The sequence below is a fragment of the Pseudoalteromonas shioyasakiensis genome (assembly GCF_019134595.1).
In the GTDB taxonomy this organism is placed as follows: domain Bacteria; phylum Pseudomonadota; class Gammaproteobacteria; order Enterobacterales; family Alteromonadaceae; genus Pseudoalteromonas; species Pseudoalteromonas shioyasakiensis_A.
In genome coordinates, this window is the sequence record NZ_CP077770.1 from 1826672 (window position 1) to 1841542 (window position 14871).

A 14871-nucleotide genomic window follows, 5' to 3' on the forward strand; every position below is an offset into this window, starting at 1 on the left:
AGGTGCTGCAAACACAGGGCTTGCAGCACAAAGTTACTACTTTTTGTAAGCGTCGTTATGAACGCCAGCAGCACGACCTGAAGGGTCAGCATTGTTTTGGAATGATGCATCCCAAGCAAGCGCTTCAGGAGTAGAGCAAGCAACTGATTTGCCATGCGGAACACATTTCGCGGCGGCATCACCAGGGAAGTGCTCTTCAAAAATACTACGATAGAAATACGCTTCCTTAGAATCAGGTGTATTGATCGGGTATTTGTATTTTGCATTAGCAAGGTCTTGATCGCTAACTTGATCGTTTACATACTCTTTTAAAGTATCAATCCAGTTATAGCCTACACCATCAGAGAACTGTTCTTTTTGACGCCAAAGCACTTCGTCTGGCAGGTAACCGTCGAACGCTTCACGAATAATGTGTTTTTCGATTTTACCGTCTTTACACATTTTCGCTTCTGGGTTGATACGCATTGCTACGTCTACAAATTCTTTATCTAAGAATGGCACACGCGCTTCAACGCCCCATGCTGCCATTGATTTATTAGCACGCAAGCAATCGAACATATGTAGTTTAGAGACTTTACGGTTAAGCTCTTCGTGGAACTCTTGCGCATTTGGTGCTTTGTGGAAATAAAGGTAACCACCAAATAGCTCATCAGCACCTTCGCCCGATAACACCATTTTAATACCCATGGCTTTAATTTGGCGCGCCATTAAATACATAGGTGTTGAGGCACGAATAGTTGTTACATCGTACGTTTCAATGTGATAAATCACTTCACGTAGTGCATCAATACCTTCTTGAATAGTAAAGTGAATAGGGTGGTGAACCGTGCCAATCATATCAGCTACTTTTTGTGCAGCTGCTAAATCGGGTGAACCTTCAAGACCCACAGAGAATGAATGCAGTTTTGGCCACCATGCATCAGACTCATCATTATCTTCGATACGTTTTGCAGCAAAACGCTGTGTGATAGCTGAGATAACAGATGAATCTAAACCACCAGATAAAAGCACGCCATAAGGAACGTCGCACATTAATTGACGTTTAACAGCTGCCTCTAAGCCTTCTTTAACATCGCCTGCTTTAGCTTCGTTGTCTTTAACAGCATCAAAGCTTTGCCAATCACGGCTGTAGTACTTACGAAGTTGACCATCTTTGCTCCATAAGAAATGACCCGGAGGGAACTCTTCAATATGTTTACAAATTGGCGAAAGTGCTTTTAATTCTGAGGCAACATAAAAGTTACCATGCTCATCATGACCCGTATAAAGCGGAATAATCCCGATATGGTCACGACCAATTAAGTAGGCATCTTGCTCTTCGTCGTATAAACAAAACGCAAAAATACCATTTAAATCGTCTAAAAACTCAGGGCCTTTTTGCTTATATAAAGCCAAAATAACTTCACAGTCAGACTGAGTTTGAAAAGTAAAATCAGTTTCTAAGCTGGCAGCGAGCTCTTTGTGGTTATAAATTTCACCGTTAACAGCAAGAATATTTGTACGCTCAGGGTTGTACAAAGGCTGTGCACCACTTGATACACCAACAATCGCAAGGCGCTCGTGCACTAAAATAGCTTTATCTGATGAATACACGCCAGACCAATCTGGTCCGCGATGCCTTAATAGTTTTGACATCTCAATTGCTTGGCTTCGCAATTGAGCGGGATCAGATTTAATATCTAATACCCCAAAAATTGAACACATAGTGACTCCTCATTCCAAATATGTGCGCAGCTAACAGAATTTATATAACTGCGAATGTTTGTTTTAACAGAAATAATTACCTAAGTCACACAGGTTTTTTAATTAATTGAGAATAAAATATGCACCTACGCTTATCTCTTTGCACCAGTATGGGGTAAGTGGTTAAAGGGTGAGCGGTTTAAATGCTTGATTTGTACAAATTGGATGATAATGAGTCTGGAATAGAGGCTTTTGTTACTAAATTCTCTGCACAGATTTGGTGCAAAAAGAATGTGTTGGCTTTTACCAATTTTAAATGTATATACAAGCCGTGATGTTAAAACGAGCAAACGTTTTCTTTGCTCGTTTTTAAACATCAATAAATTAAGCGCTATTTATTAATATAGTTTAGCGCTATCGCAAGTTGATTTAAGTGCGCAGTTAGTTTTTCTTGTGCTTCGTGGGCTTCGTTGAGTGTAACAAACTTAAAGTGAAGGAAATCGCCGGGCTTTAATTGTGCAAAGTGACGAAGATCGGCTTCGATCACAGTACCAAGTAATGGGTAACCCCCCGTTGTTTGTGCATCGTTTAAAAGCACTATGGGTTCACCATTTGGCGGAAGCTGAATACAGCCAGGAGCAACAGCCATAGAGGGTAGCGAAACATCGTGGCTGATATCACACTCGTCACTTAATAGTCGTGTGCCCATGCGATTACTATTAGGCGATACATGCCAAGAATGATTTATAAAGTTAACGATGGTGTCTTTTGGTAACAGTGCTGCATGTGGTGCGGCATGTATACGAATTTGTGTACTTTTAGGTGGTAGCATGGCACCTAGGCCAATTTTGGTATTGTACCTCGGTGTTACCTCAAAACTATCGCCAGCCTGTAGTGCTTGTCCGGTTAAGCCACCAAAACCCGCCAATATATCAGTAGAATAAGAATCTAAAATAGGATCTGGTAAATGCCACTCGCCACCAATAGCAAGGTAGCTTCTAAAACCATGACGCGCCGCATTAAACTTTAATACATCGCCTTTTTTTATGTAAAAGCTCCAGCCAGGATCAACAGGGTTGCCATTCACTGTGGCTTTCATATCAGTGCCGTGCAGTGCAATGTAGTAATCGTTATCGAACTTAATTTCTGCAAGACCTAAAGTGATTTCAATGACGGGGTTATTGTCGTCGTTGCCAACTAAACGGTTTGTAATAACTTGAGCGTAAGGATCAATGCTACCAGATTGTCCAATGCCTAAATGGCGAGAACCTGTGCGGCCTTGATCTTGTATAGACATTTGCATGCCAGGTTTGATGATAGTGATCATTTTAACACCTCCTGAATAACAAACTCTAAAGTATCACCGGGTTCAACAGCACAAGGCGAGGATGCATTGATATCAAAAAGACGAAAATCTGTATGACCAATAATTTGCCAGCCTCCAGGGGAGCTTTCAGGGTAAATACCGGTTTGATCGCCGCCGATTGCAACAGAGCCTTTTGGCACAGAAAGCCTTGGTTCAGCATGACGAGGTGTGAAAAGCTTCGGGTTTAGTCCATCTAAATAAGCAAAACCGGGTTTAAAGCCTAAAAAAAGCACGTGGTATTTGGCACTGCTGTGCATTTGAGCAACATCATCAATAGAAAGATTATGATGTTTAGCAACATGCGCTATATCAGGCCCATATTCACCACCATAACGAGTAGCAAGTTTATGATGACGTGAGTTAAAGTCAGTGGCTTTTAATTCGTGCCATTGTTCTAGTAATCGTGGCAGCCAGCCGGCAAGTTGAGCGGGCTCTTTTAGATAAAGCGTTAAATTATTATTGGCAGGGACTACATCAACAAAGTCATCACTGCTTTGGCAATATTGTGCTAATGCCCATATTTTCTTTTGGGTAGTCAGTGTGTCGCTTACTGTTTCATAGGCATCAAAAAAGATGCTATGCGTAGTGAGCGCCATAATTTTAGGTGTACTATTGGTCGTCGTCATTGCGTATCAATCTTATTATTATCCCTTAATGCTTATTAGCATATAGGCTGTTTGTTGATGATGTAAATGTGTCTTTAGTGTTAATTAGAAAAACTCAAGACAATCAAGTGGCTATAATAGCTTATAACCACTTGATAAAGTGCAATGCCTAACTACTGTGCGTTATTTAATAACCAATTAGACAGTAAACGTACGCCATAGCCTGTACCGCCTTCAGCTAGTTCATCTTTTGCTTTAGAATTTAGCGCGTTACCAGCAATATCAATGTGAACCCAACGTGTGTCACCGGCAAAGTTTTGTAAGAAACTCGCTGCTGTAGTAGCACCTGGGCCATGTGAACCGATGTTTTTTAGATCAGCAATGTCTGACTTTAATGCATCCTCATAACCTAGAGGTAAACGCCATAGGTTTTCGTTTACTTGCTTACCAGCAACAGTTAGTTGTTCTACAAGCGTGTCGTCATCAGAGAACACAGCCGCATAGTCATTACCTACCGCACGAATTTTAGACCCGGTTAGGGTAGCAACATCAACCATAATACTTGGTTTGAACTTGTCGCGGGCATACCACATTGCATCACTTAATACTAAACGGCCTTCAGCATCTGTATTTACAATCTCAACGCTTAAACCTGCACCAGTTCTTACGACATCACCCGGCGCTACAGCAAATTGCGATACCATATTAGCTGCCATGCCCATTACAGCAACAACGTTTGTGTCGGCTTTAGCCAGTGCCATTGCTTTAACTGTACCTAGTACTGCTGCTGCACCTGCCATGTCTGATTTCATGCGCGCGATTGAAGCACCTGTTTTAAGGCTGTAGCCACCAGAATCAAAAGTAATACCTTTACCCACTAACGCGATAGGGGGGGTTTTATTACCTTGATAATGAGCAACTACTAAACGTGCGCCTTCTTCACTACCACGGCCAACCGCTTCAAGTGCACCCATGCCTAGCTTTTTAAGTTGCTTAGGCTCTAAAACAGTAATTTTAACACCTAACTTTTTAAGCTCTTTTGCCGCTTTAGCAAAATCAACCGGTGTCATTTCTGTTGCAACTTCAGACGTTAAATCACGTGCTAAAAATACACCTTGTTCAATGCTTTGTAGTAATTTATGTGTTTTGACCGCTTGGTCTAAATTTTCAACATCTACCGTGTAGTTAACAACGTGGCTGTCTTGTTCTTTTTTGTATTGCTCAAAACGGTGGTCACGTAAATTTGCGCCATGTGCAAATTCTGCTGCATATTTAGCATTGATTGCGCTGTCTTTTAGCTCTGAAAAATCAAGGCTAACATTTGCTTGTTTAGCCGACTGTAATTTAGCGTGAACGTTACCACCGAGTTTTGCCATTTTTGCTGCATCTAGTTTTGGCTGCTCTCCTAAGCCAACAAGTAAGATGCGCTGATGGTCGCTCCCATTTGGAGCGATAACTTCTAACGTTTTTCCATAGCCTGCTTTAAAATCACTAAATTCAATGACTTTATTTAGGTGAATTTGGGTTTCTGGCTTTAAATAATTAAAGTTAGCAACTTGGCTATCTGTATCTAAAAATAAAACTAGGGTGTTGTCGTTCGGTTTAATTGATTTTGCAAAAGTGAACTCTGCGGCATTCACTTGCGTAGCAAGTGTTAATCCTAATGCAATAGCAGATAAGCTGTGTGCAATTTTCATTTTTTAATATCCCAATGTTAAAAAGCTGTGTTTTACCGTAAATAAGGTTAAGAGTTAAATTGTTATCGGTGAATCGCTGTTTGCATGCGTTTAAGTTGAAATTATTAATACCTATGCTCGGTCTGTCTTAAATACAGGCTTTTAAGAGGAAATTAGTATGACAATTAAGTCGATGTTACTGACACTATTTACTTGCAGTGCCATTTTTACCACCAGCCCAGTTAAAGCTGAAACAATGCCAGATAACGCGACAGGGCATATTGAAACCATTGTGCTTGGTTCAGGTTGCTTTTGGGGAGCAGAAAAACGATACGAAGCACTTGATGGTGTATTGGGTGCGGTATCTGGCTACGCCGATGGGCATGGATTTAAAGCGACCTACAAGAACATAACACGTAGCTCACGACGCTTTGATAAAAACAATTATGCAGAAGTTGTTAAAGTGACATACAACAGTAACGAATTAGCAACTGAATCGCTTTTAAAGCACTATTTTGAAAATCATGATCCAACTCAGCTAAATCGCCAAGGTAATGATATTGGTACTCAATACCGCTCAACAATTTTGGTAAGTAATAATGAGCAACAAGAAGTTGCCAATAAACTTAAAGATGAATACCAAAGCAAGTTAACAGCAGCAGGCTACGGCAAGATTGTGACTGTAATAAAACCGCTTGATGCATTTTATGCTGCCGAGGATTATCACCAAGATTATTTAAAGAAAAACCCCAATGGTTATTGCCCGGATCATTCAACGGGTGTTGTATTCACCCCAGTTGAAAAACAGCAGGTTGATAACAAAGCCTTATTGGCAGGTAAGCAAATTGTAGTGATAGATGCTAAAGGTTACTGCCCATACTGTGAAAAGTTTAAAAAAGACGTCGCTAATGAGTACATGGGCTCGATACCAATGACATTCCGTCATGCTGACCAACTTGATGGCTTAACGGTTAGAACGCCAACATGGGCAACACCCACGTTATTATTTATAGAAAATGGCGAAGAGGTTTATGGTCGCCAAGGCTATGTTAGCAAAGGTGAGTTTTACAAAGCTTTAGGGGCATTCAAACTAGGTGACAGTGAAGCTTTTAGAGTGGCATTTCATGCCAGAACTGACAGCCCATTTTGTAAGCAGTACGATATCTTTAAAAATACACCCGACGGTATTTTTATTGATAAGCTAAGTGGAGCGCCGCTTTTTGATACCCGAGATAGATTTAACTCAGGCACTGGCTGGCTTTCTTTTACTCATCCTGTGAAAGACAGTGTAACTATGCATGAAGATAATAGTTATGGCATGCAGCGTATTGAGCTTAAATCAAAAAGCTCGGGTATTCATTTAGGGCATTTGTTCCCAGGTGAAGGGCCAAGAGGTAAAGACAGGTACTGCATTAATGCAACAGTGCTTGATTTTGTGCCAAGAGATAAATCTTAAAAGGTAACTGACGTAAGAAAACCAGCCGACATGGCTGGTTTTCTTTTAGCCTGATGACTTATTACCACAATTTTAATTCCTGTTTCGCGAGATTTAAGTTAAACGACACCAGATCATTATTATTGAGCTGCACAGCCTCATAAAAGTCTGCAATAGCCGCCGTATCATTTTTTGCCATTAGTCGAGCAATGCCTCTATTACTTAATGCATAGGATGTCAGCTCATTACGTTTATAGTGTGGAGCGTTAACCTTTTTTAGCATTGCTATCGCTTGCGAGCAATCTTGGTCTGCTTTATCAAACTGCTTTAGTTTCACACCCGCAACACAGCGGTTAAACGGCACGATATAGTTGTTAGCTTCGTTCATTGTCTCTAAAGAATTAGCAAAGTTGCCTTGCATAATTGCTTTTGAGCTTGCGTTATCGTCAACAACCATGAGTTTAAAGTCGTTGTCGTTGGCGAATACAAAATTTGAACAAACAAATAATATTAACCACAGGCAGGGTTTAAGATTTAATTTAAACATTGTTTTCTCCTTGTTAGCGTAAGCGTTGTGCTTACTCTATAAAGTTAGAAAACAGGGTAGAAAACTGACAAACGATATAATCGCACCCATAAGGTGAAGAAAAGTATTCTATAACGCAGATATTTTAGACGAAAAAAAGCCCGGTCAGAACACACAAGAACCGGGCTTTCGACAACAATTTGGTTGGGGTAACTTTTACAGAGCTAGGTTTTGTTTTGCGCGGCTTAAGTTGTGGTTAACAAGTTCGTTTTTAGAAATTTGCACTGCTTCATAAAAGTCAGAAAGAGCAGCAGTATCGTTTTCAGACATGATGCGTGCAACACCACGGTTACTAAGTGCAAACGATGTTAATTCACGGCGTTTGTAACCTGGTACTTTACTTGTGCTCAGAAGTGAAATTGCTTGTGTACACAGGCTTTCCGCTTCTGAAAAATTCTTTTCTTTAACGCTTAATGCACAGCGGTTGAAGGCAGTTTCGTATTGGCTAGTTGCATTGTCGTTAGATTGAGCTTGCTCAATAACCATCAGTTTATAATCAGCTTGGTCGGCTACTGCCATCGCTGAGCAAGTTAATAAAGAGCTAAGTGCAATAGTTTTTACAAGTGTTTTTAACATGATAGTTTTCCTCTGAATAAGTTGGTGTTTCTTGCCAACGAGTGAACTTTAAAATATTCCTATAAGCTAAACAAACGATTAAATTAAAACTGATAGATGAAGAAATTTAATCTATAGAGTAATTACTCAGTTCTTAGGGATTTAGTAGGGTGAAGTAGAGAGGAGAGTGTCTGAAAATTACTTTCAAACACATAAGTTTTGTTTTGTGAATGCTATTTATGTACTGATATTATCAGTTTGGTTGAAAACACTTACTCTAGATCAGCTAGTTATGATTGAAGCTATTTATTTAATGTAATATTCAAAACTAAAATATCTGCTGTATCAGTTTGTTCTTTGAGTAAGATAGTATTACCGCTTATAGCAGTGATTTGACTACATAAATCCGGACAAAACTTTTCAAAATCAACACTTAAATTTTGAACACCTAGTTCATAATCGTAAAAATTCATTGTCCTTGAGTCGTTTTCTTTGTATTGAAAATAGAAGCCATTTTTAATTGGGTAAATGCTTGAAATAAAATGCGTATTATCAAATAGATTGATACCAGAAGCAGTCAGTACTTGGCCACTTGAAAAACTCAGTAATTCGTCGTTATGATTTAAAAAAATATCTTTATCTTTCAATTGCGTTTTTAATGACACTATTTCGTCAGTAGCTAAATCAAATTTAACTATCTCATCATTGTGAGTGTTCTTATCAGCAAACAAAATAGCATCTGACTGTTTATACCACCCAATTGGATACCCAATGATTCCATTTAACCATTCGATTGCGAACTGGTCTTCCTCTAGCTTAATAAGAAATGGTTTGTTATTTATACTGCTTGCGATACGTGTTCCAGAGGGGTCCCATATTGGTTTTGATAAAGCATATTCTTGCTCAGTGTTAACGAACAATAATTGTTCTTCTTCAGTCTCAATATGTTTAATAAAAAGTTGTGGAAGTCCATTTTTCATTGACATGTAGGCAATGAGTTTTTCATCAGGTGAAAGTGCAGCTTCTTTATCAATGGTATTAGAGTTTACGATTTTTATAGGAGTAGAGAGTGAATCTAAAGCGCTAATCAAAATGTCTTGATCAGACTTAGCCTCAATAAAATACAGTTTGTTCTTAACGATTTGTGGATAAACCAAAAAGTTATAGCTTTTAAAATTCAAAGTCGTTAATTGGCCGTTTAATTCAAGTTGTTTCAACTCACTGCCATTACTCAATAACAAAGACTCACCATCGTTAAACCAAGTCATAAAGTGCCAGTTATGATCAATTTCACCGACTGATTCAAGGTTAAAACTCGATAAATTTAATAGTTTAACCTCCGAGGTTGCATCTTCATTGAAGCCAATTATCGCTAATTGTTTCTGGTTAGGTGATAAAGCGAGCTTGTAGGGCTTAAAATCATCACTTGGCTGAAGCATTTCGTAAGAATGGCCAGTAATCAAGTTATGTCGATATAGGCTTACATTACGGCTATGTTCGGAACTGTTTTGATTTGCTAAATAGAAAAGGTTTTCTTGCTCATCTATAAAAAACAAGCTGTTCCAAGTTATATCTGTACGAGAAAAGAGTTTTTCTTCGCTGATTACGTTCGCTTCTGTATCTAATTGCAGTCGATTGAATGAAATACTCCCTTCATCTTGAAACGAATATACAAGCGTATTTGCATCTGTATCCCATGCAAGGTAGGTGAACGCTTTTAAGTCTGTACTTAATTCTTTATATGAATTTAATTGTAAATCTTTGATTAAAAGCCTTCGCTTATTAGGACGATTGGTATTTTGTATGTAAGCCATAAAACGCCCACCAGGACTAACTTGTAGGTAACGCTCTTTTTCATTGCTTGCAGTAATAGGCTTAAGATCTTCTAAAGAAATCTGTTTATCTTCGTTAAGGAAATTGAAAAGGAAGATAATGATAAACAAAGCAGGGATAATTAAGAGTGCTAGTTTTGTATTTTTTATCTGATGTATTTTTGTTAATGGAGTGCTCGTTTTTTCATCAGGAAAACGTATTTCAGCCTCGAGACTATAGCCCCGTTTTGGGTGTGTTTTTATAATGCGCTTTTCTTCATCTGATAACGCTTGTCTTAACAAAGCAATATTTCTGCGAACTGAATTAGGGCTGTAAATAGCTTGTGGCCAAACATTAGCAAAAAGCATTTCGGCAGATAACACTTGATATGGTTTTTGCGAAAATACTTCAAGAAGTGCCATCACCTTAGGCTCTAAAACAACAACTTTACCATCTGTTTGAATTTCGCCAGTCTCAAAATTAACTAAAGAGTCATTAAGGAAAAATTGTTTTGATAATTTACTTGTACTCAAGTTGTTAGTTATCCATTTGTTATTATTAGTTATTTTCAGCTTAATGTTTTCTTAAGCTTTTCTTAATCACTACTTCATCGCTTTTTGTTATTCGCAAAAGTAAAAGTATCGAAAGGCCAAGCGCCATATTATTCAATAAACAATAAAAGGAATGTAAAGTGAAGCGATATTTACTAATGCTCATATTTTTTATGTGTTTTATTAGCCATAAAGCACATGCAATGAAAGAGGTAGACTATAACAAATTGGCAAGTCAATTTATTACGGTTTTAAACACTAAAGATTTAGATGAGATCGAAAAATTTGTAGTAAAGAACTTCTCGCCAAATTCTCTTGCACGCTGGGAGGGTAAAGGTAAAGACCGTTATGTTGGGTATTCGATGAATGTTGCACTTTTTCATGGAGAGTTGAGTGTTATTTCTACAGAACTTGATACGTCAACTAATCGCATCCGTCATATCAGTAAAGTTTATTCAAAGAATACAGATATGCAGCATCAAGTAGTGTTATTTTTTAATGATGACCAATTACAAGCAATAACAGGGTGGTCTATTGAAGAAACTCCACAAAACCAAGGTTCAAAAGGCTCTTTAACTGAGTCACAATTTATTGAAGAGATCAAAATCTATACTGATAAACTGGCGCGAAGAGGTAGTTTCTCTGGCACGGTATTACTTGCTAAAAATAATGACATTTTGTTTAGCGCTGCATATGGCTTTGCCTCACGTCGCTATGATGTGAAAAATAACTTAGAAACGAAGTTTCAAATTGGCTCAATGAACAAAATGTTTACTAGCGTCGCTATCTTACAGCTAATAGAAGCTGGCAAAGTATCGCTTGATGATCCGCTCACTAAATTTATTGATAAAAGCATTTTAGGGAAAGGTAATTTTAGCAAAATTAAGATTCGACACTTATTAAGCCATACATCAGGGATTGGTAATATTTCTGGCTATGACGAGATACAAAATAAGGTGCGCTCTCTTAAAGATATCCAACATTTATACAGTTCAATTGACGCTACATTTGAACCCGGAACTGAATGGCGTTACAGCAATACGGGTATGGTTCTACTTGGTCAGGTGATTGAGAATGTAACTGGTGAAAATTACTATGATTACATTAATGAAAATGTATATAAAAAAGCTAACATGCAACAAAGCGGAAGTTATGACTTAGATGTGCCTGTCAAAAATACTGCCCGTAATTATTGGTTTTCTGTCGAAACTGGTCAAGTAACTGAAAATTTGATGTTTCAATCGGTAAAAGGGGGACCTGCAGGGGGAGGTTATTCAACGGTTGGCGATTTACACAAATTCGCCATAGCAATGCAAAATGCTCAACTAGTAAGTCGTGAACTCTCCAATAAAGCCTTATCAGCAAAACCTGAGCTAAATGCACCAAACTGGGGATATGGTTTCTCTGTGAGAAGTTCAGCAGGGAATACAACTGTTGGTCATAATGGGTCCCATTTAGGCATGACAGCAAGGTTAAATATGTATCAAGAAAAAGGCTATATTTTAGTTGTTTTGGGTAATTTTCAATCATCAGCATGGCCTGTTGTGGCAAAAGTAGATCAACTCATAAAGCGTTTGTAAAAATTCATTAAAAATAGGGGCGTATTAAAGCCCCTTATAAACAACCTGCAAATCTATTATTGATAAATTTAATAGCAATGTAATGGTCTTACGTGTGGTAGTGTTTGTGTCAGTAGGCTATATCCTGTTAAAAAAGCGTTTTAATTATATATGTAGCAATCGGTTAGTAACTTTGTTAAAACTAAACCTCTTGAATAACAGGTGTTAACATCATAAAGGAATACTGGTGCAAGGATATAGAATTAGCACAGATAAAACTGATCTCGATTTTGAGGTAATTTACGGGTTTATTTCAAAAAGCTACTGGGCGTCCGGAATACCAAGGCAGACGCTAGAAATGGCCATTTCAAACTCTTTTTGTTTTGGAGTCTATGACAGCCAAGATTCTCAAGTAGGTTTTGCCCGCCTTATAACAGATAAAGCAACATTTGCTTATCTTTCCGATGTATTCATAGTAGAAAGCCATCGAGGTAAAGGTTTGAGCAAGTGGCTTGTTGAGAGCATAGTATCTCACCCCGAGCTTCAAGGCTTGAGACGTATGGTATTGGCAACAAAAGATGCGCATGGTTTGTACGCGCAATATAGTTTTCAACCAATTGAAAATCCAGAGATGTTTATGCAAATTTGGAATCCAAATGTTTACCATGAGCTAGAGAAATAACAACAATTTAAAGGTTACATGGAACCAACTACTTTTATTTTGTGGCGAACTTTGCGTTTGATTGCAGTGTTATCTTATACAGGCATTAGCAAATTTAAGGACAGAATTATCAAAACAGGACTCTTATCAATCGGGTTTTTAATTATATCAAATGTAAGCTTTGCTGACTGTAAAGTTGAGCTTGAAGAAAGGTTAAAAGACGATTTGAACCTCACATACCAACAATTTGATCAGACATACGATGCTGGGTTTAGATTGTTAGAAAAATCAGGTTGCCATGCTGAAGCCGCAATTCTGATAAAACGTTTTATCTCTCATAATAATTCAAAAGAAAGCTCGTTAACGTGGCATTTAGCTCAAATGGAAGGGCTAGCGGGTGATTATCAACAAGCTGTTTTTCACGCAAAAAAAGTATTGGATCCCGATGAAGAGGTAAGTGGTTCAAAAATGTATTGGAATGACTTTGTGTTAGGAAACATCGCTTTTTGGAATAAAGATAAAGCAAAACTAAAACAACACATAGCTAACATTGAAAAGGGACAAAGTTTTAAACCTAACCAGATAAACCTGAACTACCTGAATCAGTTACTCAAACATTTTGATTTAAGTTACAAACAGGCATTGTCTATGTAGCCAACTTTTTAAACATGAATTACCGAATCTTCAACATATCCGACTTTAACCTTACAAATATTTCTAACTATAATTATGCAAAAATTATCTAAAGTTCTTTTACTCTCCAGTCTCATATCTGGAGTGCTTTCATTTAAGACGCTTGCTAACAACCAGTCAGCTGATTTCGAAGTCATTAATCTCGCTGATGATTTTTATACTTTATATCAATCAAGCAAGACGTTGACCTCAGAAAAGAGAGCAGAGCAGTTCTCTCAACATTTCACCTCTCAATTTGCGCCTTTTTATAGCGATAAAAGCTTTGTTAATGCTATTGAGGGCTTCAGCTCAATTGAAGTGGGGTATTTATCAAAAAATAAGCGTTTATCTAAAGATTTAAATAGCAGTATGGAATCATTTATTGCTACTTTCCCTGAATTTAAATCTGAAACACCTATTTATATACTGCACTCGCTAGGAAGGTTCAATGGGGCAACGCGAGAATTAAATGGTAAGTCTTACTTAATGTTTGGCGTAGATCTTATGGCTAAGTATCATACATGGCAGAACGATACGCCATTTTTTCATCACGAGTTATTTCATGTTTACCACGAAAAATTATTTCAATGTAAGGATGAGCTATGGTGCTCTATTTGGACTGAGGGATTAGCAACTTACGTTTCACATAAATTAACTCCGTCAGCCAGTGATGATGAATTGATGCTAAACATACCGAGCAATCTGGTGAAAAAGATTCGCTCAAGACAGCTCGATTCTCTCGTTGACCTCAAGAAAAAGTTTTATTCAAAAAAACCTGAAACATATTCTTCATTTTTCAACTTCGCAAAGGATGAGACAAAGCTTCCATATCGAAGAGGTTATTACCTAGGTTATATTTTAGCTAAAGAAATTGGCAAAAATTACAGTTTAGAGCAATTGGCTAAAATGGATAAAAAGACAGTAGAGAGCTTATTACTAAAAGAGCTTGATTCATTAATAAAAGCGGAAGACTAAAAAACGAAACACATAAACGACAAAACCCAGCCGAAGCTGGGTTTTGAGACAACACAATTCTGTGAGAACTTATAATGCTAAGTTCTTTTTCGCACGAGTTAAGTTGTGCTCAACTAACTCGTTACCAGAAATTTGTACTGCTTCGTAAAAGTCAGACAAAGCTGCGGTGTCGTTTTCAGACATGATGCGTGCAACACCACGGTTACTTAACGTAAATGACGTTAGTTCGCGACGTTTATAGCTAGGTACTTTACTCGTACTTAGTAAGCTAATTGCTTTTGAGCATAGTGTTTCAGCTTCAGAGAATTTTTTCTCTTTAACACTCAAAGCACAGTCATTAAATGCTTGTTCGTATTGACGGTTCTGGGCAACATCAGCAGTGATAGATTGGTCAATTACCATCAACTTGTAGTCACTCTGATCAGCCACTGCCATAGCTGAACAAGTTAATAAAGAGCTAAGTGCAACGCGTTTCATAAGTGTACTAAACATAATCTTTTCCTCTATTTGAATCGGTATCAATCGCCGACAAATGAACTTTAATTGAACAGCGCAAATTCAACAAACGATAAAAAATGACCTAATAGATGAAGAAATTTAACCTATAGACTTTAGTCTAATGTAGTGAATTAGTTTTAAGCCGTCAGCCGTCAGCCGTCAGCCGTCAGCCGTCAGCCGTCAGCCGTCAGCCGTCAGCCGTCAGCCGTCAGCCGTCAGATCTGTGATCTGAACCCG

The 14871-nt window shown here is 38.1% G+C and carries 13 protein-coding genes; 5 read left to right on the top strand and 8 right to left on the bottom strand.

The features are described from left to right. Positions 1-36: 36 nt before the first annotated feature. The 4 genes from asnB to KQP93_RS08440 all read right to left on the bottom strand — a co-directional run bounded on the left by asnB (position 37) and on the right by KQP93_RS08440 (position 5351). A complete protein-coding gene (asnB, locus tag KQP93_RS08425; RefSeq protein ID WP_217876652.1) occupies positions 37-1704 on the bottom strand; it encodes an asparagine synthase B in 1668 nt (555 codons plus the stop codon). Positions 1705-2074: 370 nt separating this feature from the next. Beyond that, positions 2075-3010, bottom strand: coding sequence for a biotin-dependent carboxyltransferase family protein (locus tag KQP93_RS08430; protein ID WP_217876653.1), 936 nt, complete (start codon positions 3008-3010; stop codon positions 2075-2077). Then, positions 3007-3675, bottom strand: coding sequence for a 5-oxoprolinase subunit PxpB (gene pxpB, locus KQP93_RS08435; protein ID WP_217876654.1), 669 nt, complete (start codon positions 3673-3675; stop codon positions 3007-3009). Before pxpB ends, KQP93_RS08430 begins: the two co-directional genes overlap by 4 nt. A 152-nt stretch (positions 3676-3827) precedes the next feature. Then, entirely contained in the window at positions 3828-5351 is a 1524-nt protein-coding gene (locus tag KQP93_RS08440) for a leucyl aminopeptidase (protein ID WP_217876655.1), read from the bottom strand. Positions 5352-5508: 157 nt separating this feature from the next. On the opposite strand from KQP93_RS08440, the gene msrA reads away from it, so the two are divergent. Then, complete coding sequence (msrA, locus tag KQP93_RS08445) at positions 5509-6786, top strand: peptide-methionine (S)-S-oxide reductase MsrA (protein WP_217876656.1); 1278 nt, start codon at positions 5509-5511, stop codon at positions 6784-6786. Between the two features lie 61 nt (positions 6787-6847). Here the strand turns inward: msrA and KQP93_RS08450 are convergent, their stop codons facing one another. The 3 genes from KQP93_RS08450 to KQP93_RS08460 form a co-directional block, all read right to left on the bottom strand. After that, positions 6848-7312 (bottom strand): hypothetical protein, encoded by a 465-nt coding sequence (locus KQP93_RS08450; protein ID WP_217876657.1) that lies wholly within the window; start codon positions 7310-7312, stop codon positions 6848-6850. 195 nt (positions 7313-7507) lie between these two features. Beyond that, positions 7508-7927, bottom strand: a complete 420-nt coding sequence (locus KQP93_RS08455) for a hypothetical protein (protein ID WP_055197213.1) — start codon at positions 7925-7927, stop codon at positions 7508-7510. A gap of 281 nt (positions 7928-8208) precedes the next feature. Then, the gene (locus KQP93_RS08460; protein ID WP_217876658.1) at positions 8209-10251 is read right to left on the bottom strand and encodes a winged helix-turn-helix domain-containing protein; all 2043 of its coding nucleotides are present in this window, start codon (positions 10249-10251) and stop codon (positions 8209-8211) included. Between the two features lie 158 nt (positions 10252-10409). On the opposite strand from KQP93_RS08460, the gene KQP93_RS08465 reads away from it, so the two are divergent. The 4 genes from KQP93_RS08465 (at position 10410) to KQP93_RS08480 (ending at position 14136) form a co-directional block, all read left to right on the top strand. Further along, positions 10410-11849: a serine hydrolase domain-containing protein gene (locus KQP93_RS08465; protein ID WP_217876659.1), complete on the top strand. Its 1440-nt coding sequence runs from the start codon at positions 10410-10412 to the stop codon at positions 11847-11849. Between the two features lie 226 nt (positions 11850-12075). Continuing rightward, complete coding sequence (locus KQP93_RS08470; protein WP_217876660.1) at positions 12076-12510, top strand: GNAT family N-acetyltransferase; 435 nt, start codon at positions 12076-12078, stop codon at positions 12508-12510. Positions 12511-12528: 18 nt separating this feature from the next. Then, positions 12529-13143, top strand: coding sequence for a hypothetical protein (locus KQP93_RS08475; protein WP_217876661.1), 615 nt, complete (start codon positions 12529-12531; stop codon positions 13141-13143). A gap of 75 nt (positions 13144-13218) precedes the next feature. After that, the gene (locus KQP93_RS08480) at positions 13219-14136 is read left to right on the top strand and encodes a DUF5700 domain-containing putative Zn-dependent protease (protein WP_217876662.1); all 918 of its coding nucleotides are present in this window, start codon (positions 13219-13221) and stop codon (positions 14134-14136) included. A 69-nt stretch (positions 14137-14205) separates the two neighbouring features. Here the strand turns inward: KQP93_RS08480 and KQP93_RS08485 are convergent, their stop codons facing one another. Beyond that, positions 14206-14628: a hypothetical protein gene (locus KQP93_RS08485; RefSeq protein WP_058585058.1), complete on the bottom strand. Its 423-nt coding sequence runs from the start codon at positions 14626-14628 to the stop codon at positions 14206-14208. Between the last annotated feature and the right edge of the window lie 243 nt (positions 14629-14871).